Source organism: Streptomyces caatingaensis (assembly GCF_001187435.1).
Taxonomy (GTDB): Bacteria; Actinomycetota; Actinomycetes; order Streptomycetales; family Streptomycetaceae; genus Streptomyces; species Streptomyces caatingaensis.
This window is the reverse complement of the sequence record NZ_LFXA01000008.1, coordinates 102,931-126,449: the sequence shown is the minus strand read 5'-3', so window position 1 is coordinate 126,449 and position 23,519 is coordinate 102,931. Positions and strand designations below refer to the sequence as shown.

Annotated in this window: 17 protein-coding genes and 1 pseudogene; 11 read left to right on the top strand and 7 right to left on the bottom strand. The window is 73.2% G+C overall.

The genetic code is table 11. The features are described from left to right. Positions 1-91: 91 nt before the first annotated feature. The 6 genes from AC230_RS33695 to AC230_RS32545 all read right to left on the bottom strand — a co-directional run bounded on the left by AC230_RS33695 (position 92) and on the right by AC230_RS32545 (position 5,079). The gene (locus tag AC230_RS33695; RefSeq protein ID WP_241833211.1) at positions 92-568 is read right to left on the bottom strand and encodes a hypothetical protein; all 477 of its coding nucleotides are present in this window, start codon (positions 566-568) and stop codon (positions 92-94) included. An 855-nt stretch (positions 569-1,423) separates the two neighbouring features. Beyond that, positions 1,424-1,576: a hypothetical protein gene (locus tag AC230_RS32560; protein WP_157868568.1), complete on the bottom strand. Its 153-nt coding sequence runs from the start codon at positions 1,574-1,576 to the stop codon at positions 1,424-1,426. A 110-nt stretch (positions 1,577-1,686) separates the two neighbouring features. Continuing rightward, entirely contained in the window at positions 1,687-2,637 is a 951-nt protein-coding gene (locus AC230_RS32555) for a phosphoenolpyruvate carboxykinase (ATP) (protein WP_157868567.1), read from the bottom strand. Further along, entirely contained in the window at positions 2,634-3,716 is a 1,083-nt protein-coding gene (locus AC230_RS34510; RefSeq protein ID WP_338399795.1) for a lactate/malate family dehydrogenase, read from the bottom strand. Before AC230_RS34510 ends, AC230_RS32555 begins: the two co-directional genes overlap by 4 nt. After that, positions 3,713-4,873: a hypothetical protein gene (locus tag AC230_RS32550; RefSeq protein ID WP_049716381.1), complete on the bottom strand. Its 1,161-nt coding sequence runs from the start codon at positions 4,871-4,873 to the stop codon at positions 3,713-3,715. The genes AC230_RS34510 and AC230_RS32550 overlap by 4 nt, the downstream gene beginning before the upstream one ends. After that, a complete protein-coding gene (locus tag AC230_RS32545) occupies positions 4,870-5,079 on the bottom strand; it encodes a hypothetical protein (protein ID WP_157868547.1) in 210 nt (69 codons plus the stop codon). Before AC230_RS32545 ends, AC230_RS32550 begins: the two co-directional genes overlap by 4 nt. A 700-nt stretch (positions 5,080-5,779) precedes the next feature. Here AC230_RS32545 and AC230_RS34310 point away from each other — a divergent pair. The 4 genes and pseudogenes from AC230_RS34310 to AC230_RS33680 all read left to right on the top strand — a co-directional run. Further along, positions 5,780-6,799, top strand: a complete 1,020-nt coding sequence (locus tag AC230_RS34310; RefSeq protein ID WP_049716380.1) for an NsdA family TPR-like regulatory protein — start codon at positions 5,780-5,782, stop codon at positions 6,797-6,799. Positions 6,800-7,017: 218 nt separating this feature from the next. Beyond that, positions 7,018-7,101, top strand: a complete 84-nt coding sequence (locus AC230_RS31060; protein WP_241833213.1) for a hypothetical protein — start codon at positions 7,018-7,020, stop codon at positions 7,099-7,101. After that, on the top strand, positions 7,088-7,447 hold the full coding sequence (locus AC230_RS13220) for a TadE family type IV pilus minor pilin (RefSeq protein WP_049716379.1): 360 nt from the start codon (positions 7,088-7,090) through the stop codon (positions 7,445-7,447). The genes AC230_RS31060 and AC230_RS13220 overlap by 14 nt, the downstream gene beginning before the upstream one ends. Positions 7,448-7,505: 58 nt before the next feature. After that, a pseudogene (locus AC230_RS33680) lies at positions 7,506-7,739 on the top strand (Rv3654c family TadE-like protein); the annotation flags it as partial. Between the two features lie 176 nt (positions 7,740-7,915). Here the strand turns inward: AC230_RS33680 and AC230_RS13215 are convergent. After that, complete coding sequence (locus tag AC230_RS13215) at positions 7,916-10,411, bottom strand: DEAD/DEAH box helicase (RefSeq protein WP_078871212.1); 2,496 nt, start codon at positions 10,409-10,411, stop codon at positions 7,916-7,918. Positions 10,412-10,465: 54 nt separating this feature from the next. Between AC230_RS13215 and bldG the strand changes: the two genes are divergently transcribed. The 7 genes from bldG (at position 10,466) to tmk (ending at position 23,417) form a co-directional block, all read left to right on the top strand. Beyond that, positions 10,466-10,807, top strand: a complete 342-nt coding sequence (bldG, locus tag AC230_RS13210; protein ID WP_049716377.1) for an anti-sigma factor antagonist BldG — start codon at positions 10,466-10,468, stop codon at positions 10,805-10,807. A 109-nt stretch (positions 10,808-10,916) separates the two neighbouring features. After that, complete coding sequence (locus AC230_RS13205; protein ID WP_049716376.1) at positions 10,917-11,363, top strand: ATP-binding protein; 447 nt, start codon at positions 10,917-10,919, stop codon at positions 11,361-11,363. Positions 11,364-11,705: 342 nt separating this feature from the next. Further along, entirely contained in the window at positions 11,706-14,099 is a 2,394-nt protein-coding gene (locus AC230_RS13200) for a sodium-translocating pyrophosphatase (RefSeq protein ID WP_049716375.1), read from the top strand. 236 nt (positions 14,100-14,335) lie between these two features. After that, the gene (locus tag AC230_RS13195; protein ID WP_049716374.1) at positions 14,336-14,899 is read left to right on the top strand and encodes a hypothetical protein; all 564 of its coding nucleotides are present in this window, start codon (positions 14,336-14,338) and stop codon (positions 14,897-14,899) included. Positions 14,900-14,966: 67 nt separating this feature from the next. Then, positions 14,967-16,493, top strand: coding sequence for a DUF7059 domain-containing protein (locus tag AC230_RS13190; protein ID WP_049716373.1), 1,527 nt, complete (start codon positions 14,967-14,969; stop codon positions 16,491-16,493). 319 nt (positions 16,494-16,812) lie between these two features. Next, positions 16,813-19,641 carry a type I DNA topoisomerase gene (gene topA, locus AC230_RS13185; protein WP_049716372.1) on the top strand — a complete coding sequence of 943 codons (2,829 nt, stop codon included), beginning with the start codon at positions 16,813-16,815 and terminating at the stop codon, positions 19,639-19,641. 197 nt (positions 19,642-19,838) lie between these two features. Beyond that, complete coding sequence (gene tmk / locus AC230_RS13180; protein ID WP_049716371.1) at positions 19,839-23,417, top strand: dTMP kinase; 3,579 nt, start codon at positions 19,839-19,841, stop codon at positions 23,415-23,417. Positions 23,418-23,519 lie beyond the last annotated feature (102 nt).

Sequence of the window (23,519 nt, the reverse complement as noted above, 5' to 3'; positions counted from 1 at the left end):
GCCAGGGCCCAGCCGCCTTTGCGCTCATGCCGGGCGAACTCGGCGAGGTCGGCCTCCAGGGCCTCCTCGCTGTCGACGCCGATCTCCCCCCTCACGCGTTCACCAGGTCCCGCTCGGCGGTGCGGTCCGCGCCGGCGGCGGCCTTCGGGGCCTCCAGCCGCACCCTGATCCACGCGGCGAGGACTTCCAGCGTGCCGAGCGCCTCCTCGCAGGCGGAGCGCTGGTCGTCGGTGAAGGACGGCTTGCGCGGGTAGCGGTTCATCAGCGCAACCGCCTGGTCGTTCAGCCGGATCAGGTCCCGGGCCAGGTCGTGGGCCTTGTCGCGCTGCCCGCCGGAGCAACCGGTCTGCCCTTCTCGGTCCCGGCGGCGCTTGTCGTCCATGACCCGCTTCATCGCATCGTGAACGCCGTCGTACTCCTCCACCAGGTCACGCAGGAACTTGTCGCGCTCGGCCGGGTCGCCTTGCAGCAGGGGCCCGAGGTAACGGGCGACGGAGGTACCGCTGGCGGGGTCCAGCAGCTCTTGCAGGGCCGGCCAGTGCCCAGGGCCTGCTGGTACTGGGAGCACAGCAGGCGGCCGGCGCCCGAGGTGCGGGCTTCGTCCAGCAGTGACCGCAAGGTGCCGTACTCCTCGTCGTGCGGCCGCCGCCGGACCCGATCCGGGCACCTTCGCGCAGGACGGTGTAGGACAGGTGCACGCCGCTGTCCGCCACGAACTGCCGCACCGCCGGCGTGCACAGGCGGGCGGTGTGCCGGTACTCGCGCCCGGTCCGGAGCGGAAGACCGATCTCATCGCAGTACCGCTCAAAGGCAGCCTCGCCGCCCACGGCCGTGATGGCCAGCAGCTTGTCACCGGAGCGCCAGCCGGTTTCTCGCGGCCCTGGATCATCAGGGTGCGGCCCTCGCGCACGTCCTGATCTGTGTAGCTCATGCAGATTCCCCATCCGAAGTCAGCTCACTGGGGCCGCGCAGTGTAATCAGATGACAACACCCGGGTGATCAATGAACTTCGGTGGCCAGCAGGCTCGTTGACGGCCCGCACGCCGTGCCGGACGGCGGCCCGGCTCCCGGGCGGGGCGGGCCGGATCACCTCTGTGAGTGAAGGGCCGGAGGGCGACCGCAGGGGTAGAAGGGGCCGCAGATCCAGCATGTGGGGGCTTTCGGTTATGCCGGGTCCGTGCCGGTGCTGACCGGGGCCGGGCTGCTGGGGACGGTGGTGCGGCATGGCTCGCAGCGGGCCTGCATCCACACGTGCTGTCCGTCGCCCCGCAGGCGGATGCGGCCGGGGCACCGCATTCGTCGCAGGTGTTTTCCGAGGCGGTCTCGGCGGCGTCGGTCAGGGCGGTGGCCCGGTCGGCGAACTCCCCGTCAAACTCGCCGTTCTCGAAGCGGTCGGCGACGGTGATCCGCAGGCCGCCGAACTTCACGGCGAAGGACTCGATGCGGTAGCCGGGGTCCAGGCGAGCAGATCGCGGTGGAGCTTGTCGAGCAGGGATGCCCAGCCGGGTCCGACGGTGCCGGTCCAGGCGGGAATCTGCCGGTCACAGGCGGCAAAACGGCCGCGGGTGTCGTCCATGCGCTTCATGATGGCGGCGGGGTGTGACAACGGGCCGGGCTGCGGGTGGAGTTGCCGCGGCAGCAAGCGCGAGCCGGGCGCCCCGCGTGGGGCGCCCGGCTCCAGCCCGTTCAGGCAGCGATCCGCTTGAGGAGGTCGGTGTTGGCCTTCACGTCGTGGCCGAGGGCCAGGGACGCCCGTGGCAGTGTGCCCAGGAGGTCCAGCAGAGGCTCGTTTCCGGTGGATTCGGTTGGCAGGAGGCCGAAGACGTCGGGGTAGCGGTCTTCGGTGCCAGGGGTGAAGAAGTCGCCGGGTGCCACGGTGCGGTCCTTGTCCACCACGGCGGGTTCGGCGCCCGGGGTGATGGTGGGGAACAGGATGCGGGCGGCGTGTCCTTCGGTGGCCAGGGTCAGGCCGAGCCAGCTCGCGAGCTGGTCGGGGAAGAACTGGGGCTTGAGTTCCTTGCCGGACTCCTTCCACAGGGGGGTGCGGCTGCCGGAGAGGAGGGCGTCGGTGACCTTCTGGTGCTGGGTGGGGTGGAGCTGTTCGCCGCTGCGGAGGCGTTCGCGGACGGCCTCGTACCAGTCGAGAGCGTCCAGCAGCCCCAGGCCGATGGCGGCGGCCGAGGGCCAGGGCAGGACCCGCAGCCGGTCGTCCTCGCGGCGGATGAAGACGCGGTCGTTGGCCAGCAGCTGCCAGCCGGCACGGGCCAGCAGCAGGGCGGTAGTGGTCTTCCCGGCACCCTTGCCGCCAAGGGTCAGCACGGTCTGCCCGTCGCGGACGACGGCGGAGGCGTGCAGGATCGACCAGCCGTCGGCCACCAGCTGCCCGCGGACGGCCTCGCGGGCGAGGCGGGCGGCGGCCAGGGCGACGGGGACGTCCTCGCAGCCGTAGATGTACAGGGGTCCGCCGGGCTCGGCCCGGTAGGCGAGCTTGTCGTCAGGCTGGGAGGCGAGGACGGTGCCGTCGTCGTCCCGGTCGAAGACCATGGCCGAGTTGGCGTAGACGGTCTCCTCGTGCGCGTGGTCGGCCACACGCTGGGCGATCTCCGTCACCCTGTCCGGGGCGACGTCGGCGATCACCTGCGAGCCGTCATCGACAGTGGTGCTGGCGGCGTTCCACCAGGGCCGAAGTAACGGATGGCCCAGTCGGTGACCACCGTGCTGTTGCTGGTGACGGCCACCGCCTTACTGGCCGTGGCGATACGGGTAGCGGTCCTGGTCACTGCGGTCTTCTCCTTCCATGAGGTACGTACGGGAACGTGCAGGCGGGCCAGCGGCTCGTAGGCGTCGCGGAGCTTGACGTCGGCGGCCACCAGCTGGCGGGCCTCGCCGGGATCGAGCGGGGGGAGGCACACGCTGGGGGTTCCGGCGGTGAAGCACAACGGGATTCCCATCCACCGCCATTCGTGGTTGACGGACAGTTCCACCACCCGGTCCTCCAGGCCCAGGCCCGCGCGGAGGGCAGCGATGACGGCGCCGGCCGGGCCGCAACGGGTGCGGCCGAGACCGGCGTTGATCCTGGCCGGACGATCGGCCAGCTCGCGGCGGACCTGTCCGACCGGCACCTCGACGGGGCGGTCGTTCACCCGGGTGGCCGACGCGCACACCACCGCCTGGTCGCCGTGCTCGCCGATCACATGCCCCTCCACCTCCTCAACAGGCACACCCAGGAGGTGGGCGAGGGTGAGGCGGTAGCGGGCGGTGTCGGTGTTCGAGCCCACCCCGTAGACGCGCGGGCAGCCGGAGACCTCGGCGAACAGGCGGGCCATGATGTCCACGGGGTTGGTCACCATGACCACCAGCCCCTGGTAGCGGGCCAGTTGCCGGGCCAGCGAGGCGATGACGGGGGCGTTCGCGTTCAGCCCGGCCATCCGCACGTTGGTACGGCTGGTGTTGGTGAACTCGGCCCGCGGGCAGACCACCACCGCCTCACAGGACACAAGCTGGCCCGGGTCGGCGGCGTGAACCGCCCGGACGGGGGAGCCGGTGATCTGGCACATGTCTTCCAGGTCGGTCACCAGGGCCCGGGCCGACAGGCCCGTTCGGGACACGACCCAGACGGACTCGCACCAGCCTCCCGCGGCCAGCAGCATGGCGACGCTCTGGCCGACGGCACCGGCGCCGATCACCCCGACCGCCCCGGCCCGGACGGCGGTCACCGGTTCGCTGCCTTCACCACGTCGGCCAGCGCGAGCCGCCACACCGCCCGCGGATCCGTCCCGGCGACCAGGCCGGCGGTCGTGGCCTGAAGCAGGCCGCACACCGTCTCCGCCCGGGCGGTGAGCTTTCCGGCGTGCTCGGGCAGGGGCAGGTCGGGCGGGCAGGTCAAGTAGGTGCTGAGGATGTTGGTGGTGTCCATCAGCCAGAGCACCACCAGGTGCCGCAGCCACTCGGCCCGCTCGTCCGGGGCGAGGTCGGCCGTGAGGGCGTCGGCGAACTCCTCGATCCCGGTCGCGACGGCGTCGGCCGTGACCAGGTCCGGGGAGGAAGCGATCAGGCTGAGCACGGCACGGGAGATCAGCTTGGCCGGGTCCGTCTGCGGGCGTCCCCGGCCCAGGCCGGGGTCGAGGAAGACCGGCCGCCCGTCGGCGCCGTCGGGGAAGACGACGTGGTCCGGCTTGAGGTCACCGTAGACCACCGGCCGGTGCCCGACCGCCGGAGCGGGCCGCAGCCGCCTCAGCCGCAGGACCACCGCGCCCAGCACCTCCCCGGCCTGGCCTGCTTTGCGCAGGTAGACGGGGCCGCTGATGCCGTTGAACTTCCGGTCGAAGGTCGCCCCGATGCCCCGCTCGGTGATGGCCACCTCATCGACGGCACGGGCGATGGCGGGTCGCTGGAGCCCCGCCAGCTCGACCACCGCGCGGGTCATCAGCTCGCCGCTTTGGTGCGGGTCCTTGGCCAGCAGGTCGGCGAGCGTCGGCCCGGCTACCGGCTCGGTGAACAGCACCCCGTCCTGGTGTCCGGCGACCCGGCAGGCCCGCGCTCCGGCCTCCTGCACGATGGCCAGGCCCCTGGCCTCCCGCTCCAGCAGGGCGCCCGGCGAGCCCTGGTAGGCGGCCTGTGCCGCCCTGACCTGGGCCCAGTCCCCGGCCGTGCCCCGCAGCACCGAGACCAGCGACATTCCCAGCAGCGACACCTTCGCGTACAGCGGGCGCCCGTCCACCGTCAGCCGGCGGACGTAGGCGGTGACGCTCGGCGTGTGCTGGCCCAGCCGCACGGTGCCGCCCGGCCACAGATCGGCGGCGGCCTGCTTGATCTTCTCGTCCGCGTAGGCGAAGACCTCGGCGGCGGCGATGGCGCTCGAACCGGCGGTCATCGCCAGCCTCCCGTCGCCGTGGCCGCCGCGTCCGGCAGGGACAGGGCGGCCGGGGCCTGCCCGGGGCGGTCGAGGTCGTGGTGGACGACGGCGGCCAGACTGCCGGCCGCGGCGAGGGTGCCCAGGGCCCAGATCCAGCCGAGCATGGGCTCCACCCAGTCACCGCAGGTCCTCCTGCCGCCGGTCGTACGGCACGTGTACGTCACCGTCGTCTCCTTCTCGTCCCAGGGGTTGGAGGCAGCGGGCCGCCGACGTGGCGAGGAGACAGTGATGGGACGCCGGTGGCCCGCTGCCGCTTCATCCGCCCACGCGTCCCGGGCGGTGTGCTTCAGTCAACGGCCGTACGGACAAGGCGAGGAGGGGCCAGGATGTAGGGCAGCTGTAGGCCCGCGTAGGCCAGGAGGCGACGGCATCGTGCCGAGCAGACAAGAACTCTCCGAACTCATCCGACACGCGTGCGAGGAACGCGGCTGGGGCCCCACCAAGCTCGCCCGGGAAGTCAGCATCGCCGCCGGGCGGCCCCCGGGCACCCTTGAGCGCCAGTACGCCCGCCGGTGGCTCAACGGCGAGCGCGCACCGAGGCACTGGCTCCCGTACGTCGCGCAGGTCCTCAACCTGGACTTAGAGACCTCCGGCAAGACGTGCACCGCCGGGTCCGGGGCCAAGGCCACCGATAACGCGGCATCGGTCTCCGTCGGCCGCGTCCACGGCGACCGACCGCTGGTCTTTCACGCCCCACCGGGTAAGTACCTGCTGTCGAAGGACCCGACGGCAGCGTGCGACACCGCCTTGAGGGCCGGTGGAGCACTCTCGCCCGGCCAATGCCCTCCCCAACCCACCACCACACGCTCTCTCGGCGATGGCGCTTCGGCATCCCCCTCGGCGGGAGAGGAGGGAGAAGACGACATGAAACGACGCACCATCATCCGGGCCGCCCTCGGGGCGAGCGCCGCCTTGTCCCCGCCGGTCCTCGAACTCCTCGCCGGCCAGCAGGCCCGGGCCGAATCCGCCCTCACCACGGCAGCCGGACGAGATGCCGTGATCGGCCAGTGGGAGGAGACCGCCTGGCGCTACGGCTGCGGCTACGGCGGACGCGCCCCCATCACCGTCCTGCACGACGCCCTCCTCGACGTCGAAGACGTGGGCCGGCTCCTCGTGCAGCAACTCGACACCGGCGAACGCCAGCGGGTCCTGCGGGTCTGCGCGCAGTTGTCCGGCATCGTCGCCCTGGTCCTGGGCGACATGGGCCACCCCCGCGATGCCCACCGCTGGTATGCCAACGCCTCCGCCGCTGCCCAGGCCAGCGGCGACACCACGGTGCACGCCTGGGTGACCGCACGGGAGGCGATGGTGCCCCTCAACTGGGGCCAGCCCGCCGCCGCCCTCCGCCTCGCCGACCGCGCCCGCACCCTGGCCGGCGACGGCAACTCAGCCGCCCACGCGCTCGCTGCCGCCGCCCAGGCCCGAGCCCACGCAGCCCTCGGCCACCACGCCGAAGCCCGCCAGGCCATAACCGACGCCGAGCGCGTGCGTGACCGCCTGCGCGAGACCGACGCCTCGGGCACCTGGTACGGCTATCCCCTCCAGCAGCACTTGGTGCACGCCAGCCGCACCTACACCGGCATCAGCGACACCGGCCCCGCCGCCGACATGCAAGCCGAAGCCCTCCGGCTCATCAGCCCCACCTCGGTGATGTCCCCCGCACTGATCCACCTCGACGAAGCCCTGTGCACGGCCGCGGGTGGCGACCACGACAGCGCATGCACCCAGGCAGTCCACATCATCACCGCCCTCCCGCCCGCCTACCGCACCGGCCTGATCGCCCGCCGGGGCCAGGAACTCGCCAGCACCCTCCCCCGCGGAGCCCGGCAACTACCCGCCGCACGCGAACTGCGAGAAGCCCTCGCGGCCACACCGTTGGCCTGACCCGCCATCACCACGGGGACGGCCTCCTCAGACGAAGTGAGGAGGCCGTCCCCGTACCGTACCCGGCCCGGTCCGCCGGCCGGGCGACACCGAAGGCTGTTAGCAGCACGAGCGCCAATCCCTAACTTGCCTAACATGCCTCAACTCAAGGCAAGTCGATGACCTGCGAACTTCGCGAATAGCCCCAGATAACGAGTGCCGCCTGTGCCCTGGCGGCGGTGCTTTACAAGGTCGTCACCAGCGGCGCGGTGAGTGCGGCACTCCAGCAGCTCATCGATAAGGGGCTCCATGCGGCCTTCTGAGGACGGCCGTTCCGACGGCGGCTATGTGACCGCCGAGACCGCCATGGCGCTGCCGACGCTGGTGCTGTTCGGCATGGCTCTCATCTGGGGGCTGATGGCCGCGTCCGCGCAGATCCAGTGCGTGGACGCGGCGCGGGCGGGGGCGCGGGCCGCCGCCCGCTCGGACCCGGCGCCCGTGGCGGTGGCGGCGGCCAGGTCGGCGGCTCCGCCGGGGGCCCGGGTGGCGGTGACGAGGGAGGGAGATCTGGTGAGGGTGCGGGTCGAGGCGCGCGCCGCGGGGCCGGGGCCGCTCGCGGTCCGGCTGGGAGGAGAGGCGGTGGCCCTTGCGGAGGACACGGTGGGGTGACGGGAGGACAGAGTGGGGTGACAGGAGGACACGGTGGGGTGACAGAGGCTCCGCCACGGTGTGGGCGGCGGTCGCCACCACGGCCTTCTGCGCGGTCTTCACGCTGCTGCTCGCCATGGGGCAGGCGGTACTCGTCCGGCACCGCGCGGGCGGAGCGGCCGACCTCGCGGCCCTGGCCGCCGCCGACCGCGCCCTCCTCGGCCAGGAAACGGCCTGCGCGGCCGCCCGCCGGGTCGCCGGCGCCCAGCGGACGCGGGTGGTGACCTGCGCGGTGCGGGGCGAGATCGCGGAGGTGGCGGCCGAGGCGCGGGCCGGGCCGTATGCCGTACGCGTCCGGTCCCGTGCGGGGCCCGCCACGGGGGCGGCCGCGTCTGGGGCCGCTGGGCCCGGCGCCGGCGGCCCCGGGGTCGCCGGCTGGGGGTACGAGGCCGAGCCCCCGGGGTCGAGTCCCCGGGGCGGCCAGCTGCCTCAGGACTCCGTCCCCGGTGACTCCGCCCCCGAGCCCCCGGGCGGGCCCGGCCGTTCGTTCTTCGGGGCTCCGGAGAGCAAGCGGTCGAGGACGCGAACGGCGGCCCGCTTGTCGAGTGGCTCGTTGCCGTTGCCGCACTTGGGGGACTGGATGCAGGACGGGCAGCCGGTCTCGCACTCGCAGGCGGCGATCGCCTCGCGGGTGGCGGTGAGCCAGCGGGCGGCCGTCCGGAAGGCCCGCTCGGCGAAGCCCGCGCCGCCGGGGTGGCCGTCGTAGACGAAGACGGTGGGCAGCAGCGTGTCGGGATGGAGGGGGACGGAGACGCCGCCGATGTCCCAGCGGTCACAGGTGGCGAAGAGCGGCAGCATGCCGATGGAGGCGTGCTCGGCGGCGTGCAGGGCGCCGCCGAGGGCCTCGGGCGCCACGCCGGCGTCGTCGAGCTGGTCCTCGGTGACCGTCCACCACACGGCGCGGGTGCGCAGCGTACGGGGCGGCAGGTCCAGCTTGGACTCGCCGAGGATCTCGCCGGTGAGGAGCCGGCGGCGGAGGAAGGAGACGACCTGGTTGGTGACCTCGACCGAGCCGAAGCACAGCCGTGCCTCGCCCCAGGGGACCTCTTCGACCGTCTCCAGGACGGAGACGGCCGTGGTGTCCCGGGCCGTCGTCGAATAGGGCGGGTCGGCCTCCTCGACCAGGGCGACGTTGTCGTCCAGGTCGAGCCGGCGGACGAGGTAGGTGCGGCCCTGGTGGAGGTGGACGGCGCCCTCGTGGACGGTCGTGTGGGCGGCGGCCGCGTCCACGGTGCCCAGCAGCCGCCCGGTGCCCTCCTCGACCACCTGGACGGGGCGGCCGCCCTCGCCCCGGATGCCGGTGAGCTCGGCGGCGCGCTCGCGGCGCGTCCAGTGCCAGGCGGTGCCTCGGCGCCGCAGCAGCCTGCGCAGTTCGAGCTGGGAGAGCAGGCCCCGGGTCTCGGGCCCGAAGAGATCCAGGTCGGCCTCGGTGAGCGGCAGCTCCTCGGCGGCGGCGCACAGGTGGGGCGCGAGGACGTAGGGGTTGTCCGGGTCGAGGACGGTGGATTCGACGGGCTGCCGGAAGAGGGCCTCGGGGTGGTGCACGAGGTAGGTGTCCAGCGGGTCGTCCCGGGCGACGAGGACGGCCAGGGCCCCGCGCCCGGTGCGGCCCGCCCGCCCGGCCTGCTGCCACAGGGAGGCGCGGGTGCCGGGGTAGCCGGCGAGGAGGACGGCGTCGAGGCCGGCCACGTCGACGCCGAGTTCGAGGGCGGTGGTGGCGGAGAGGCCGAGCAGTTCGCCGGTGTGGAGGGCGCGCTCGATGGCGCGCCGCTCCTCGGGGAGGTAGCCGCCGCGGTAGGCGGCGACGCGGGAGGGGAGGGAGCGGTCGACGGCGGCCAGGCGCTCCTGGGCTATGAGCGCCACGAGTTCGGCGCCGCGCCGGGAGCGGACGAAGGCGACGGTGCGCACGCCCTGGACGGCGAGGTCGGTGAGGAGGTCGGCGGTCTCGGCGGTGGCGGTGCGGCGGACGGGCGCGCCGCGCTCGCCGTGGAGCTCGGTCAGCGGCGGCTCCCAGAGGGCGAAGACCGTCTCGCCGCGCGGGGAGCCGTCGTCGGTGATCTCCACCACAGGGACGCCGGTGAGCCGGGACGCGGCGGTGGCGGGCTCGGACGCGGTGGCCGAGGCGAGCAGGAAGACGGGTTCGGAGCCGTAGCGGGCGCAGAGCCGGCGCAGCCGGCGCAGCACCTGGGCCACGTGGGAGCCGAAGACGCCGCGGTAGGTGTGGCACTCGTCGACGACGACATAGCGCAGGGCGCGCAGGAAGGAGGCCCATCGCGGGTGGGAGGGCAGCACCGAGCGGTGCAGCATGTCCGGATTGGTGAGCACGTAGTTGGCGTACTGGCGCACCCATTCGCGCTCCTCGACGGGGGTGTCCCCGTCGTAGACCGCGGGCCGGACGGCCTTGCCGAGGGGCGCCGCCAGGGCGCGCACGGCGCGGCGCTGGTCGGCGGCGAGGGCCTTGGTGGGGGCGAGGTAGAGGGCGGTCGTGCCGCGGCCGTTGGGGGCCTCGGAGCCGTCGAGCAGGGTGCTGAGCACCGGCGCGAGGTAGGCGAGGGACTTCCCGGAGGCGGTCCCGGTGGCCACGACCACCGATTCGCCGCGCAGCGCGTGCTCCGCCGCGCGGGCCTGGTGGGTCCACGGCCGGGCGATTCCGGCGGCCCGGACGGCGGCGGTCACTTCCGGCCGGATCTTCTCGGGCCAGGCGGCATGACGTCCGGGGCGAGGGGGCAAGTGCTCCGTATGAGTGATGCGTGCAGCCCGGGCTGCCCCGGCGGCGAGTCCGTCGAGGACCGCCCGGGGAGCGGGATGTACGCCCGCCCCCGGCGGGAGTTGATCGTGAGCCATCGACATCGAGTGTGTCACTGGCGTGACGGACAATGGCGTCAAGGCGTCGTGCGCGCCTGCCGGTAAGTGATTGAATGCCATCGCGGCTGCCGATCTGCGGGGGGCGACCGCTCGATGCAAGGTGCTGGAGGATCCGTGGACCTGTCCCTGTCGACCCGGACCGTTGGCGACCGTACGGTTGTCGAGGTCGGTGGCGAGATTGATGTGTACACCGCGCCCAAGCTGCGGGAGCAGCTGGTCGAGCTTGTCAACGACGGCAGCTACCACCTCGTCGTGGACATGGAGCGTGTCGACTTCCTCGACTCGACGGGGCTCGGCGTGCTGGTCGGTGGCTTGAAGCGGGTGCGTGCGCACGAGGGCTCGCTGCGCCTGGTCTGCAACCAGGAGCGCATTCTCAAGATCTTCCGTATCACCGGTCTGACCAAGGTGTTCCCGATCCACACCTCGGTCGACGACGCGGTGTCGGCGACCGACTGACGGTCGCCGGAGGCAGGTGCGCGCGGGCGCCGGGCCGTGGGCTCGGTTCCTGCGCGGGTTCGCTCCGTTCCCGTGACGGGGAGGGGGCACGTACGACGAGGGGGATGGGATGGCCACCGTCGAACTGCTCTTCAGCGCCCTTCCTGAGCACGTCCGCACCGCCCGTCTGGTGGCGGCCGCGGTGGCGCGCCGGGCGGGGGTCGACGAGGCCGTGCTCGACGAGGTGCGGCTCGCCGTGGGCGAGGCGTGCTCGCGGGCGGTCGGTCTGCACAGGAGCGTCGGCATCACCACCCCCGTCCGGGTACGGCTGACGGAGGACGAGAAGAAGTTCTCCATCGAGGTGGGGGACGACGCGCCGCACACGGCCGTCGCCGAGGCCGTGGCGGGCTCCTCCGGCACATCCGCCATGGACCGGGAGGAAGCCTCGGAGGCCGAGGACGACATGGGCCTCGCCGTCATCAGCGGGCTGGTCGACGACGTCGAGGTGAGCGCCGGCGAGAGCGGCGGCGTCATCCGCATGAGCTGGCCGACGGTCCCCGCCTCCGTCCTGCCGTAGCCGCGTCTGCGGCCGTTGGTCCCCTTGCCGCTGCGTGATGCGGCGTAAGCGCGTACGGCAGGGAAGTCCCGCCGTCTGCCCGCCTCCCGGGCGGGGCGCCCGTAATTCCCCGGGCGCATTCCCCGATCTTCACCGCGGGGGCTTTCCGCGCTACGGATCATTCACGTGATCTCCATGCGGGCCGTCGTGCGCGCCGACTCATTCCGGTCGGCGCGCTCTGTTTTAGATCACGTCATGCTCCCTACAATCCGTCCATCTTGAGCTCAGGACGCCTGAGCGTGGCGGCTGCTCCGCGTTCGCGGGCCGGCCACGCGCCCATGTGCCAAACGTCAGGGAGGACGAATGGCGGGGCCCTTCACCCCTGAACAGGTGGACTTCACTCAGAATCTCGCGGTTGAACTCACGCACGGCAACCGCGTTCTCGTGATCGTCATCGCGGCCGTGGCCCTCGCGGCCCTCGTGGTGGCCGTGGTGCTGTTGCGGCAGGTGCTGGCCGCGGGAGAGGGCACCGACGGCATGAAGAGAATTGCCGCCGCTGTACAGGAAGGCGCGAATGCCTATCTGGCACGGCAGTTGCGCACGCTCGGCGTATTCGCCGTCGCGGTGTTCTTCCTTCTCATGCTCCTGCCGGCGGACAACTGGACGCAAAGGCTGGGGCGTTCGGCGTTCTTCCTCGTCGGGGCGGTCTTCTCCGCGGCGACCGGTTACATCGGCATGTGGCTCGCGGTGCGCAGCAATGTGCGGGTGGCGGCCGCGGCGCGGGAGGCGACGGCCCGTGGGGGAGAGGCGGAAAAGGATCTGTCGGCCGTTTCCCACCGGGCGATGAAAATCGCGTTCCGCACCGGGGGAGTCGTCGGGATGTTCACCGTCGGCCTCGGTCTGCTGGGCGCCTCCTGCGTGGTGCTCGTCTACGCGGCCGACGCGCCGAAGGTGCTGGAGGGCTTCGGTTTCGGGGCCGCGCTGCTGGCCATGTTCATGAGGGTCGGCGGCGGCATCTTCACCAAGGCCGCGGACGTCGGCGCCGACCTCGTCGGCAAGGTCGAGCAGGGCATTCCCGAGGACGATCCGCGCAACGCCGCCACCATCGCGGACAACGTGGGCGACAACGTCGGCGACTGCGCGGGGATGGCGGCCGACCTCTTCGAGTCGTACGCCGTGACGCTGGTCGCCGCGCTGATCCTCGGCAAGGCCGCCTTCGGCGACTCGGGGCTGGCCTTCCCGCTGCTCGTCCCCGCGATCGGGGTGGTGACGGCGATGATCGGGGTCTTCGCGGTGGCGCCGCGGCGCTCCGACCGGAGCGGGATGACCGCGATCAACCGGGGGTTCTTCGTCTCGGCCGTGATCTCGCTCGCGCTGGTGGCGGTCGCGGTGTTCGCCTACCTGCCGTCCAGCTACGCCGACTTGAAGGGGATCGGTGACGAGGCGATCCGCACCCACGACGGCGACCCGCGGGTGCTCGCGCTGGTCGCGGTCGCCATCGGCATCGTCCTGGCGGCGCTCATCCAGCAGCTCACGGGCTACTTCACGGAGACCGGGCGGCGGCCGGTGCGGGACATCGGCAAGACCTCGCTGACCGGTCCCGCGACCGTCGTCCTCGCCGGCATCTCCGTCGGGCTGGAGTCGGCGGTGTACTCGGCCGTGCTGATCGGGCTGGGGGTCTACGGGGCGTTCCTGCTGGGCGGTTCGTCCATCATGCTCGCGCTGTTCGCGGTCGCGCTGGCGGGTACGGGCCTGCTGACCACGGTCGGGGTCATCGTCGCGATGGACACCTTCGGTCCGGTCTCCGACAACGCGCAGGGCATCGCCGAGATGTCCGGCGACGTCGAGGGCGCCGGCGCCCGGGTGCTGACCGACCTCGACGCGGTGGGCAACACCACCAAGGCGATCACCAAGGGGATCGCGATCGCCACGGCCGTGCTGGCGGCGTCGGCGCTCTTCGGCTCGTACCGGGACGCCATCGCCACCGCGGTCGCCGACGTGCACGCGAAGTCCTCGGAGACCAACCTGAGTCTGGACATCTCGCAGCCCAACAACCTGGTGGGGCTGGTCCTGGGCGCCGCCGTCGTCTTCCTGTTCTCGGGCCTGGCGATCAACGCGGTGTCCCGGTCGGCGGGTTCGGTGGTCTACGAGGTGCGGCGGCAGTTCCGCGAGCACCCCGGGATCATGGACCACTCCGAGAAGCCGGAGTACGGGCGCGTGGTGGACATCTGCACCAAGGACGCGCTGCGCGAACTCGCCACCCCCGGGCTGCTCGCGGTCATGGCGCCGATCGCGGTCGGCTTCGCGCTGGGCGTCGGCGCGCTCGGTTCGTACCTGGCGGGGGCGATCGGCGCCGGCACGCTGATGGCCGTGTTCCTGGCCAACTCCGGTGGCGCCTGGGACAACGCCAAGAAGCTGGTCGAGGACGGCCGGCACGGCGGCAAGGGCAGCGAGGCGCACGCCGCGACGGTCATCGGCGACACGGTCGGCGACCCGTTCAAGGACACGGCGGGGCCGGCGATCAACCCGCTGCTGAAGGTGATGAACCTGGTGGCCCTGCTGATCGCCCCGGCGGTGGTGAAGTTCTCCTACGGGGCCGACGCGAGCAGGCCGTTGCGGATCGGGGTCGCGGTGCTGGCCGGGCTGGTCATCGTGGTCGCGGTGTACCTCTCCAAGCGGCGCGGGGTGGCCGTCGACGGCGAGGACGGCAGTGCCGAGCGGTCGCCGGAGTCGGCCGATCCGGCGGTGGTGTCCTGAAGGTGCGCTCCGGGAACGGGTGGACGGCGGATCGCGCGCCGTCCGCCCGTTCTGTCGTCCCCGTGCCGTCGGCGGCCTTTGCCGGGGAGCCGCCGCGGGGTTCCCGGCGCGGTGAACACCACATCGAGATTGGGTCACATGGCGACATAAAGGGGCATATGGGATGCTCGGCTCGCGGGCCGTACCGGCGGGACGTGTAAGTTCCGGGGCCGAGAGCCATGGAAGGGGCCGATCCGGTGAACAAGAAGCTTGTGACCGCACTGTCCGGCGGTGCGGCGCTCGTCCTCGCCCTGACGGGCTGCGGCGGCGGTGGCGAGGACAACGGCAAGAAGCGCGACACGTGGGCCAAGAACCTCTGCGATCAGCTCCAGCCCCAGGTGAAGAAGACCAAGGACGCCTTCGCCAGCACCGTCGCCGTGCAGGGCGAGGAGGACTCCAAGAAGGTCCAGCGGACCGACTCGACGGCCTTCGAGACCATCTCCGCCGGATACAAGTCGCTCGCGTCGACCGTGCAGAATGCGGGTGTCCCGCCCGTCGAGGACGGCAAGACGATCCAGGACAACGCCGTCAAGGCGCTCAACGAGCTGTCCACGGCCTTCGCCGACCTCAAGAAGCAGGTGGACAACCTCAACACCTCGGACAAGGCCAAGTTCTCCGACGGGCTCAGGGACTTGGCCAAGCGGCTCGACGGACTCAAGGGCAAGGGCGACGACGCCATCAACAAGCTCCAGTCCGGGGAGCTGGGCAAGGCGATGATGAAGCAGGAGAGCTGCAAGAAGGGCGTCGAGTCCCCGAAGTGACCACTCGCGGCCGTCGTCCGCGACGGCCGCCGCGCCGATTGTCAGTGGCGCCCCCGACAATGGTCGTGTGAGTACGCTCCCTTCCGCCGACGCCCCGTCGCGCACCGCCCGGCTGCGCGACGCCCTGCTCGCCGCCGCCTTCACGGCCGACGGTCTGCTCGACCTGCTCGGCGCCCCCGCCTACGCCGCGCTCGCCCGCGGCGAGACGGTCCCGGCGCTGCGCGCGACCCGCGGGGACGGCCCGCTGGAGACGCTGGTCCGGCTCTTCCTCCTCCAGCGCCCCGTCCCCCGCGTCCGGGCGGCCGCCGCGCTGCCCCTCGACGACTGCCTCGCCGACGGCTGGCTCACCGCCGGCGGCGACGAGGTGCGCGCCACGGTGGACATACGCCCCTACGGCGGCCCGGACGGCGAGGACTGGTGGATCGTCTCCGACCTCGGCTGCGCGGTCGGCGGAGCCGGGGGCATCGCCGGCGGCGGCGCGGGCCCGGCCGGGACGGACCGCTCCGGGCTCGTCCTCGGCGTCGGCGGCGCCTCCACCACGCTCGCCGGCCTCACCGTCCGCACGCCCGTGGGCAGCGCCCTCGACCTCGGCACCGGCTCCGGCATCCAGGCGCTGCACGCCGCCCGGCACGCCCGCCGCGTCACCGCGACCGATGTGAACCCGCGCGCCCTGCGCCTGGCCCGGCTCACGCTCGCGCTGTCCGGCGCGCCCGAGGCCGATCTGCGCCAGGGGTCGCTGTTCGAGCCCGTCGCCGACGAGACGTTCGACCTGATCGTCTCGAATCCGCCGTTCGTCATCTCCCCGGGCGCCCGGCTCACCTACCGCGACGGCGGCATGGGCGGGGACGACCTGTGCCGCACGCTGGTGGGGCAGGCCGCCGCCCGGCTCAACGACGGCGGCTACTGCCAGCTCCTGGCCAACTGGCAGCACGTCGAGGGGGAGGACTGGCGCGAGCGGCTGACCTCCTGGGTGCCGGCCGGCTGCGACGCCTGGATCGTCCAGCGCGAGGTGCAGGACGTGGCCCAGTACGCCGAGCTGTGGCTGCGCGACGCGGGCGACCACCGCGCGGGTCCCGAAGAGTACGCGGCCCGCTACGACGCCTGGCTGGCCGAGTTCGAGGCCCGGCGCACGAAGGGCATCGGATTTGGCTGGATCACGCTGGTCAAATCGGGCGCCGGCCGGCCGTCCGTGATCGCCGAGGAGTGGCCGCACCCGGTGGAGCAGCCGCTCGGCCCCGCCGTCCGCGAGCACTTCGAGCGGCAGGAGTTCCTGCGGACGCACGACGACGCGGCGCTGCTCGAGGCCCGCTTCCGGCTCGCCCCCGAGGTCGTCCAGGAGCAGGTCGGACTGCCCGGCGCGGAGGACCCGGAGCACGTGGTCCTGCGGCAGAACCGGGGCATGCGGCGGGCCACCAAGGTGGACACGGTGGGCGCCGGATTCGCCGGCGTCTGTGACGGGACTCTCCCCGCGGGCCGCATCCTCGACGCCATCGCCCAGCTCGTCGGGGAGGATCCGGTGCTGCTGCGCGACCGCACCCCCGAGGCGATCCGGCTCCTGGTCGAGCAGGGCTTCCTGATCCCGGAGGCCGATTGACCGGAACGCGAGGGTCGACCTGAACACGCGGGCCGGGGCCGGTGCGGCGGCCTCCGGTTGTTGTCCGGCACACGGGACGGTGATGTTGATCGCCTCGTGAGGCGTGTCCCGTATCGTCCGGATACCGTCGCCCCAGGGGAGCGGGCGGCGTGTTCCTCCCAGCGGTGTGACGGTCCGGGCGGCAGACAGGACGCTTGTCGGGTTACCGTTCGAGTGGCGTTGCGGGCTTTCCCCGTTTGACACGGGGGCGGGATGTACCGTCACACTCCGCAGCGTCACCGCAACTCCCATGCCGATTGCGACCGGAAGAAGAGCGAAGTTGTCCCCGACCAGCGAGACCGCACAGGGCGGCCGCCGACTCGTCATCGTCGAGTCGCCTGCCAAGGCGAAGACGATCAAGGGCTACCTCGGCCCCGGATACGTCGTCGAGGCGAGCGTCGGGCACATCCGTGACCTGCCGAACGGGGCCGCCGAGGTCCCGGCGAAGTACAAGGGCGAGCCCTGGGCCCGCCTCGGTGTGAACGTGGACGCCGACTTCCAGCCCGTCTACGTCGTCAACGCCGACAAGAAGGAGCAGGTCAAGAAGCTCAAGGGGCTGCTGGCCGAGTCCGACGAGCTCTTCCTGGCCACCGATGAGGACCGCGAGGGCGAGGCCATCGCCTGGCACCTCCAGGAGGTCCTCAAGCCCAAGGTCCCCGTCCGCCGGATGGTCTTCCACGAGATCACCAAGGACGCGATCCAGGCCGCCGTCGCCAACCCGCGCGAGCTCAACAAGAAGCTGGTCGACGCCCAGGAGACCCGGCGCATCCTCGACCGTCTCTACGGCTACGAGGTCTCCCCGGTCCTGTGGAAGAAGGTCATGCCCCGCCTGTCCGCCGGACGGGTGCAGTCCGTGGCGACGCGGCTGGTCGTCGAGCGCGAGCGCGAGCGCATGGCCTTCCGCTCCGCCGAGTACTGGGACCTCACCGGCACCTTCGGCACCGGCCGCGGCGGGGACACGTCCGACCCCGCGTCCTTCACCGCCCGGCTGACCTCGGTCGACGGCCGCCGCGTGGCCCAGGGCCGCGACTTCGGGTCCAACGGGCGGCTCAAGGACGCCGCCCAGGTGCTGCACCTGGACGAGGCGAGCGCCCGCGCCCTGGCCGCCGCCCTGGAGCAGACCTCCTTCGCCGTCCGCTCGGTCGAGTCGAAGCCGTACCGCCGCTCCCCGTACGCCCCGTTCCGCACCACCACCCTCCAGCAGGAGGCGTCGCGGAAGCTGGGCTTCGGTGCGAAGGCGACCATGCAGGTGGCCCAGAAGCTGTACGAGAACGGCTTCATCACCTATATGCGTACGGACTCCACGACGCTCTCCGACACCGCGGTGAGCGCGGCCCGGGCGCAGGTCACCCAGCTCTACGGTGCCGACTACCTGCCGGAGAAGCCGCGCACCTACGCGGGCAAGGTCAAGAACGCCCAGGAGGCGCACGAGGCCATCCGTCCTTCGGGTGATCGTTTCCGCACCCCGGCGGAGACCGGGCTGACGGGCGACCAGTTCCGCCTCTACGAGCTGATCTGGAAGCGGACCGTCGCCTCCCAGATGAAGGACGCCGTCGGCAACTCGGTCACCGTCCGCATCGCGGGCAGAGCGGGCGACGGCCGTGAGGCCGAGTTCAGCGCGTCCGGCAAGACGATCACCTTCCACGGCTTCATGAAGGCCTACGTCGAGGGCGCGGACGACCCCAACGCCGAGCTCGACGACCGCGAGCGCCGGCTGCCGCAGGTCGCCGAGGGCGACGCGCTGACGGCCGAGGAGATCACCGCCGACGGCCACGCCACCAAGCCCCCGGCCCGCTACACCGAGGCGTCGCTGGTCAAGGAGCTGGAGGAGCGCGAGATCGGCCGTCCGTCGACCTACGCGTCGATCATCGGCACCATCCTCGACCGCGGCTACGTCTTCAAGAAGGGCACCGCGCTCGTCCCCTCCTTCCTGAGCTTCGCCGTGGTCAACCTGCTGGAGAAGCACTTCGGCCGGCTCGTCGACTACGACTTCACCGCCGCCATGGAGGAGGACCTCGACCGCATCGCCCGCGGCGAGGCCCAGGCCGTGCCGTGGCTGCGCCGCTTCTACTTCGGCGAGGGCCCCGAGGGCTCCGGCAAGGCGGCCGAGGCCGGCAACGGCGACGGCGACCACCTCGGCGGTCTCAAGGAGCTGGTGACCGACCTGGGCGCGATCGACGCCCGGGAGATCTCCTCGTTCCCGGTCGGCGAGGGCATCGTGCTGCGCGTCGGCCGCTACGGCCCGTACGTCGAGCGCGGCGAGAAGGACTCCGAGGGCCACCAGCGCGCGGACGTCCCCGCCGACCTCGCCCCCGACGAGCTCACCGTCGCGTACGCCGAGGAGCTCTTCGCCAAGCCGAGCGGCGAGTACGCGCTGGGCACCGACCCGGCCACCGGCCACGAGATCGTCGCCAAGGACGGCCGCTACGGCCCGTACGTCACCGAGGTGCTGCCCGAGGGCACCCCGAAGACCGGCAAGAACGCGGTCAAGCCGCGGACGGCGTCGCTCTTCAAGTCCATGTCGCTCGACACGGTCACCCTCGAGGACGCGCTGAAGCTGATGTCGCTGCCGCGCGTCGTCGGCACCGACCCCGAGGGCGTCGAGATCACCGCGCAGAACGGCCGCTACGGGCCGTACCTCAAGAAGGGCACCGACTCGCGCTCCCTGGAGAGCGAGGACCAGATCTTCGACATCACGCTGGAGGAGGCCCTCGCGATCTACGCGCAGCCCAAGCAGCGCGGCCGGGCCGCGGCCAAGCCGCCGCTGAAGGAGCTGGGCACCGACCCGGTCAGCGAGCGCCCGGTCGTCGTCAAGGACGGCCGCTTCGGTCCGTACGTCACCGACGGCGAGACCAACGCGACGCTGCGCCGCGACGACGACGTCGAGACGATCACGCCGGAGCGCGGTTACGAGCTGCTGGCGGAGAAGCGCGCCAAGGGCCCGGCCAAGAAGACCGCGAAGAAGGCGGCCAAGAAGGCCCCGGCGAAGAAGACCGCCGCGAAGAAGACGGCCGCCAAGAAGACCACGGCGGCCAAGACCACCACCGCGAAGAAGACGGCGGCGAAGAAGACCACCGCCAAGAAGGCCGCGGCCGCCAAGGCGGAGTGAGCCGCGCGCTCGTGAAGCCGCGCGTTCGTGAAAGCGAGCCGCACGCCCCGTCGGTGTGAGCCGCATGCTCGGCGAGCGGGCGGCGGGCCGGGATTCCGGTGCCGCCGCCCGGCCGTTTCCCGGCCGTCCGCCCGGGTCCTTCGAGCGCCTGTTCGTCGTGGAGGCCCGTATTCAGGCGCTCCGGATAGGCTGGCAGGATGACGCGAGCCGAGCATCCAACACCGGTCACCTCCCCCTCCGGGGCACTGGCCGCGGACTCCCGTGAGCGCGCCGTCCGTGCCCTGCTCCGCATCCCGTCGCTGAAGCGGCTCTGGAGCGCCCAGGCCGCGGGAGGGGTCGGCGACGCCCTCGGCGTGCTGGTCCTCGTGCTCCTGGCCTTCCAGGCGGCCGTGGCCGCGGGCTCCTTCGGCGGCGGCTACCGCGGTGCCGCCCTGGCCGTCGCCGCCGTCATCGGCGCGCGGCTGCTCGCCACGGCGCTGCTCGGCGCCGCCCTGCTGGGCCCGCTCTCCTCGGTGCTCGCCCCCGCCGGCCCGCTGGACCGCCGCTGGACCATGGTCGGCGCCGACGCCGTCCGCGCTGTCCTGCTGGCCGTCGCGCCGGTGTGGATCGACTTCACCGAGCGCAACTCCCTGGTCCTGCTGCTGGTCACCGCCTTCCTCCTCGGCGCCGCCGAGCGCGTGTGGGGCGTGGCCAAGGACGGCGTCGCGCCCTCGCTGCTGCCCGGCGCGCCCCCCGAGCCGGACCCCGTCCGGCCCGGCCCCGACCACCGGGACGCGCTGCGCCGGCTCTCGCTGCGCACCTCCTTCGTCGCGCTGCCCGTGGCGGCGGCCGCGCTGATCGCCATCACGCTCGTCAGCAATCTGCTGGGCTCCGGGATCGACTGGTTCCACCTGCACCAGGCCGCCCTCGGCTCGTACCTCGCGGCCGCGCTGTTCAACGCGTCCGGCGTGATCGTCCACTTCCTGCCGCTGCCCGGCGCGCAGGCCCCCGTCCCGCGCTCCCCGCTGGAGGGACTGCGCCGGCCCAAGGGCGCGCAGGGGCCCGACAAGGGCCGTACCGGCGGCATCCCCGTCTTCGTCCTGGCCTGCGCCGCGGTCGCCGGGGCCATCGCCGCGGCGGTGGGCGTCGCGGTGCTCCAGGCGTACGACCTGGGCGGCGGTCCGGTGGCCTTCGGCCTGCTGGTGCTCGCGCTCACCGGCGGCCCCGTCGCCGGCATCCGCGCCGCGGCGAGGATCCTGCCCGGCTTCTCCCGCCGCCGGCTGCTCGCCCTCGGGCTGGGGGTCACCGGGCTGGCGCTGCTGGTGGCCGGGCTCGTGCCGGATCCCACGACCGGGCTGCTGCTCGTCCTGCTGGCGGGCGTCTCGGCGGGCGTCGTCGCCAACACCGGCCACACGCTTCTCGACCAGGAGACGGAGGAGGGCGCGCGGGAGCGTACGACGGCGCATCTGCACGCGGTCGTGCGCGTCACGGTGGCGCTGGGCGCGGTCGTCGCGCCCGTCCTGGCCGCCCTCATCGGCCCGCACCGGGCCGAGAGCGGCAGTTTCGTCTTCGCGCACGGTGGCGCGGCGTTCACGCTGATGCTCATCGGCGCGCTGCTGCTGCCGGTGGGCGCGCTGGTGCTCGGCCGCACCGACGACCGGCACGGCGTGCCCTTCCACCGCGACCTGCTGGACGCCGTCCGCGACGGCGACCCCGCCCAGGCGCCGGCGCGCAGCGGCTTCTTCATCGCCTTCGAGGGCGGGGACGGCGCCGGCAAGTCGACCCAGGTCCAGGCCATCGCCGAGTGGATCCGCGCCAAGGGCCACGAGGTCGTCGTCACCCGCGAGCCCGGCGCGACGCCGATCGGCAAGCGGCTCCGCGCGATCCTGCTGGACGTCGCGTCGGCCGGTCTGTCGGACCGGGCGGAGGCCCTGCTGTACGCGGCCGACCGGGCCGAACACGTCAACGCCGTCGTGCGGCCCGCCCTGGAGCGCGGCGCCGTCGTCATCTCCGACCGTTACATCGACTCGTCCGTCGCCTACCAGGGTGCCGGCCGGGACCTGTCGCCGACCGAGATCGCCCGCATCAACCGCTGGGCGACCGAGGGGCTCGTCCCCCACCTGACCGTGCTGCTGGACGTCTCGCCGGAGACCGCGCGCGAGCGCTTCACCGAGGCGCCGGACCGGCTGGAGTCCGAGCCGGCCGAGTTCCACCAGCGTGTGCGCAGCGGCTTCCTGGCGCTGGCGGCCGCCGATCCCGCGCGCTACCTCGTGGTCGACGCCGGCCAGGAGCCGGACGAGGTCACGACCGTCGTCCGCCACCGGCTCGACCAGGACCTCCCGCTGTCCGCGGCCGAGGAGAAGGCCCTCGCGGAGGCCCGCCGGGCCGCCGAGGAGGAGGCCCGGCGCCGGGCCGAGGAGGAGGCGGCGCGCAAGGCCGAGGAGGAGCGGCTGGAGCGGGAGCGCCGGGAGCAGCTCGCCCGGCTGCGGGCCGAGGAGGAGGAGCGCAAGCGCCGCGAGGCCGAGGAGGCGGCGCGCCGGGAGGCCGAGCGCCAGGCCGAGGAGGCGCGGGTCCGGGCCGAGGAGACCCGTCGGCTCGCGGAGGAGGAGCGCAGGCGCCGCGAGGCGGAGGAGCGGGTCCGCGCCGAGGAGCAGGAGCGGCTGCGCGAGCAGGCCGCCGAGGAGGCGCGGCTGCGCGCGGAGGCCGAGGAGCGGCGCCGCGAGAAGCAGCGCGCGGCGGAGGAGGCCCTCCTGGCGGCGGAGGCGGCGCGGACCGCTGCGGAGGCGGCGCGGGAGGCCGGTGAGGCGGGTGAGACCGGGGTTGCCGCGGAGGCAGCCGCTCCGGATCTTTCCGAGCGTGGGCCTCTTTCCGAGCGTAGGTCTCTTTCCGGGAGTGGTTCTCTTTCCGAGCGCGGGTCCGCCGGGTCGGACCGTTCCGGGCCCGGGGCCGGGCCCGGAACGCAGCCGTCCAGGGGGACGCCGGACGAGGTGCCCACCGTCGAGCAGGCGTCCGTGCGCGGCGAGGCCGAGCGGACGGAGCGGCTCCAGGCCCCGTCCGTGCACCGGCCCGATCCCCGCGAGACCGTGCGGATGCGGGACGCGGACGAGACGCTGACCGTCGAGTCGCCGATGGTGCACCGCGCCGACCCCCACGAGGCGGATGCCGCCCGTGGCCGGGACGACTCCGGCGACACGACGGCGGTGCTGCCGCTGGGGTCGGCGGACGAGACCGAGGTGCTGCCGCCCGTCACCGACGGCGGGCGCGGCGAGGACGCGACGGCCGTGCTGCCGCCGGTTCCGCCGGTTCCGCCGGTGTCGCCGGGCAAGCCCGCCAAGCCGACCAAGCCCGCCAAGTCGACCAAGCCGGCCCGGCCCGCCGCGCCGTCCGCCGGTTCGGCGCCGCAGCGGGTCACCTGGGGGGTGGGCGAAGGCGGCGCGGGCTCCGGAGGTACCGGGGGCGCCGCGGGTGCGAAGCCCGCTCCGGCGCGCCGTGAGGACCCGGTGGACCGGGTCCCGGACTGGCTCTTCCGGCCGGAGGACCAGGACCAGGAGCAGGAGAAGCAGAGGCCGGCGCCCTCCCCGAAGGCACCCGCGGACGAGGCGGACAACGTCCGTACGCGTGAGATGCCACGTCCCGGCGACGGCTCCGAGGGGACGGCCGCTCCCGGCCCCCGCAAGCCGTGGCGCCGGCCCGAGTGGGCCGAGGACGCGACGCTCGCCGACGAGCTCCTGGGCCCGCGCGACGACGACGGCGGTGACACCGGCGGCGGCAAGGGGCCGCGGCGGCGCGGCAAGTGAGAGACGGCGGGGCCCTCGTCCGGGGCCCCGCCGCCCGTTCCGGACCCCGTTGTCAGTGGGGTGCCTCACAATGGGTGACCGGGGCGGACCCGGGACGATCGG

What these genes read in the sequence shown, in the direction of transcription:
- AC230_RS32560 (WP_157868568.1), bottom strand. Translation starts at nt 1,576, where the DNA reads ATGGACGACACCCGCGGCCGTTTTGCCGCCTGTGACCGGCAGATTCCC.
- AC230_RS32550 (WP_049716381.1), bottom strand. Translation starts at nt 4,873, where the DNA reads ATGACCGCCGGTTCGAGCGCCATCGCCGCCGCCGAGGTCTTCGCCTAC.
- AC230_RS34310 (WP_049716380.1), top strand. Translation starts at nt 5,780, where the DNA reads ATGAAACGACGCACCATCATCCGGGCCGCCCTCGGGGCGAGCGCCGCC.
- AC230_RS13220 (WP_049716379.1), top strand. Translation starts at nt 7,088, where the DNA reads ATGCGGCCTTCTGAGGACGGCCGTTCCGACGGCGGCTATGTGACCGCC.
- AC230_RS13215 (WP_078871212.1), bottom strand. Translation starts at nt 10,411, where the DNA reads ATGGCATTCAATCACTTACCGGCAGGCGCGCACGACGCCTTGACGCCA.
- AC230_RS13205 (WP_049716376.1), top strand. Translation starts at nt 10,917, where the DNA reads ATGGCCACCGTCGAACTGCTCTTCAGCGCCCTTCCTGAGCACGTCCGC.
- AC230_RS13200 (WP_049716375.1), top strand. Translation starts at nt 11,706, where the DNA reads ATGGCGGGGCCCTTCACCCCTGAACAGGTGGACTTCACTCAGAATCTC.
- tmk (WP_049716371.1), top strand. Translation starts at nt 19,839, where the DNA reads ATGACGCGAGCCGAGCATCCAACACCGGTCACCTCCCCCTCCGGGGCA.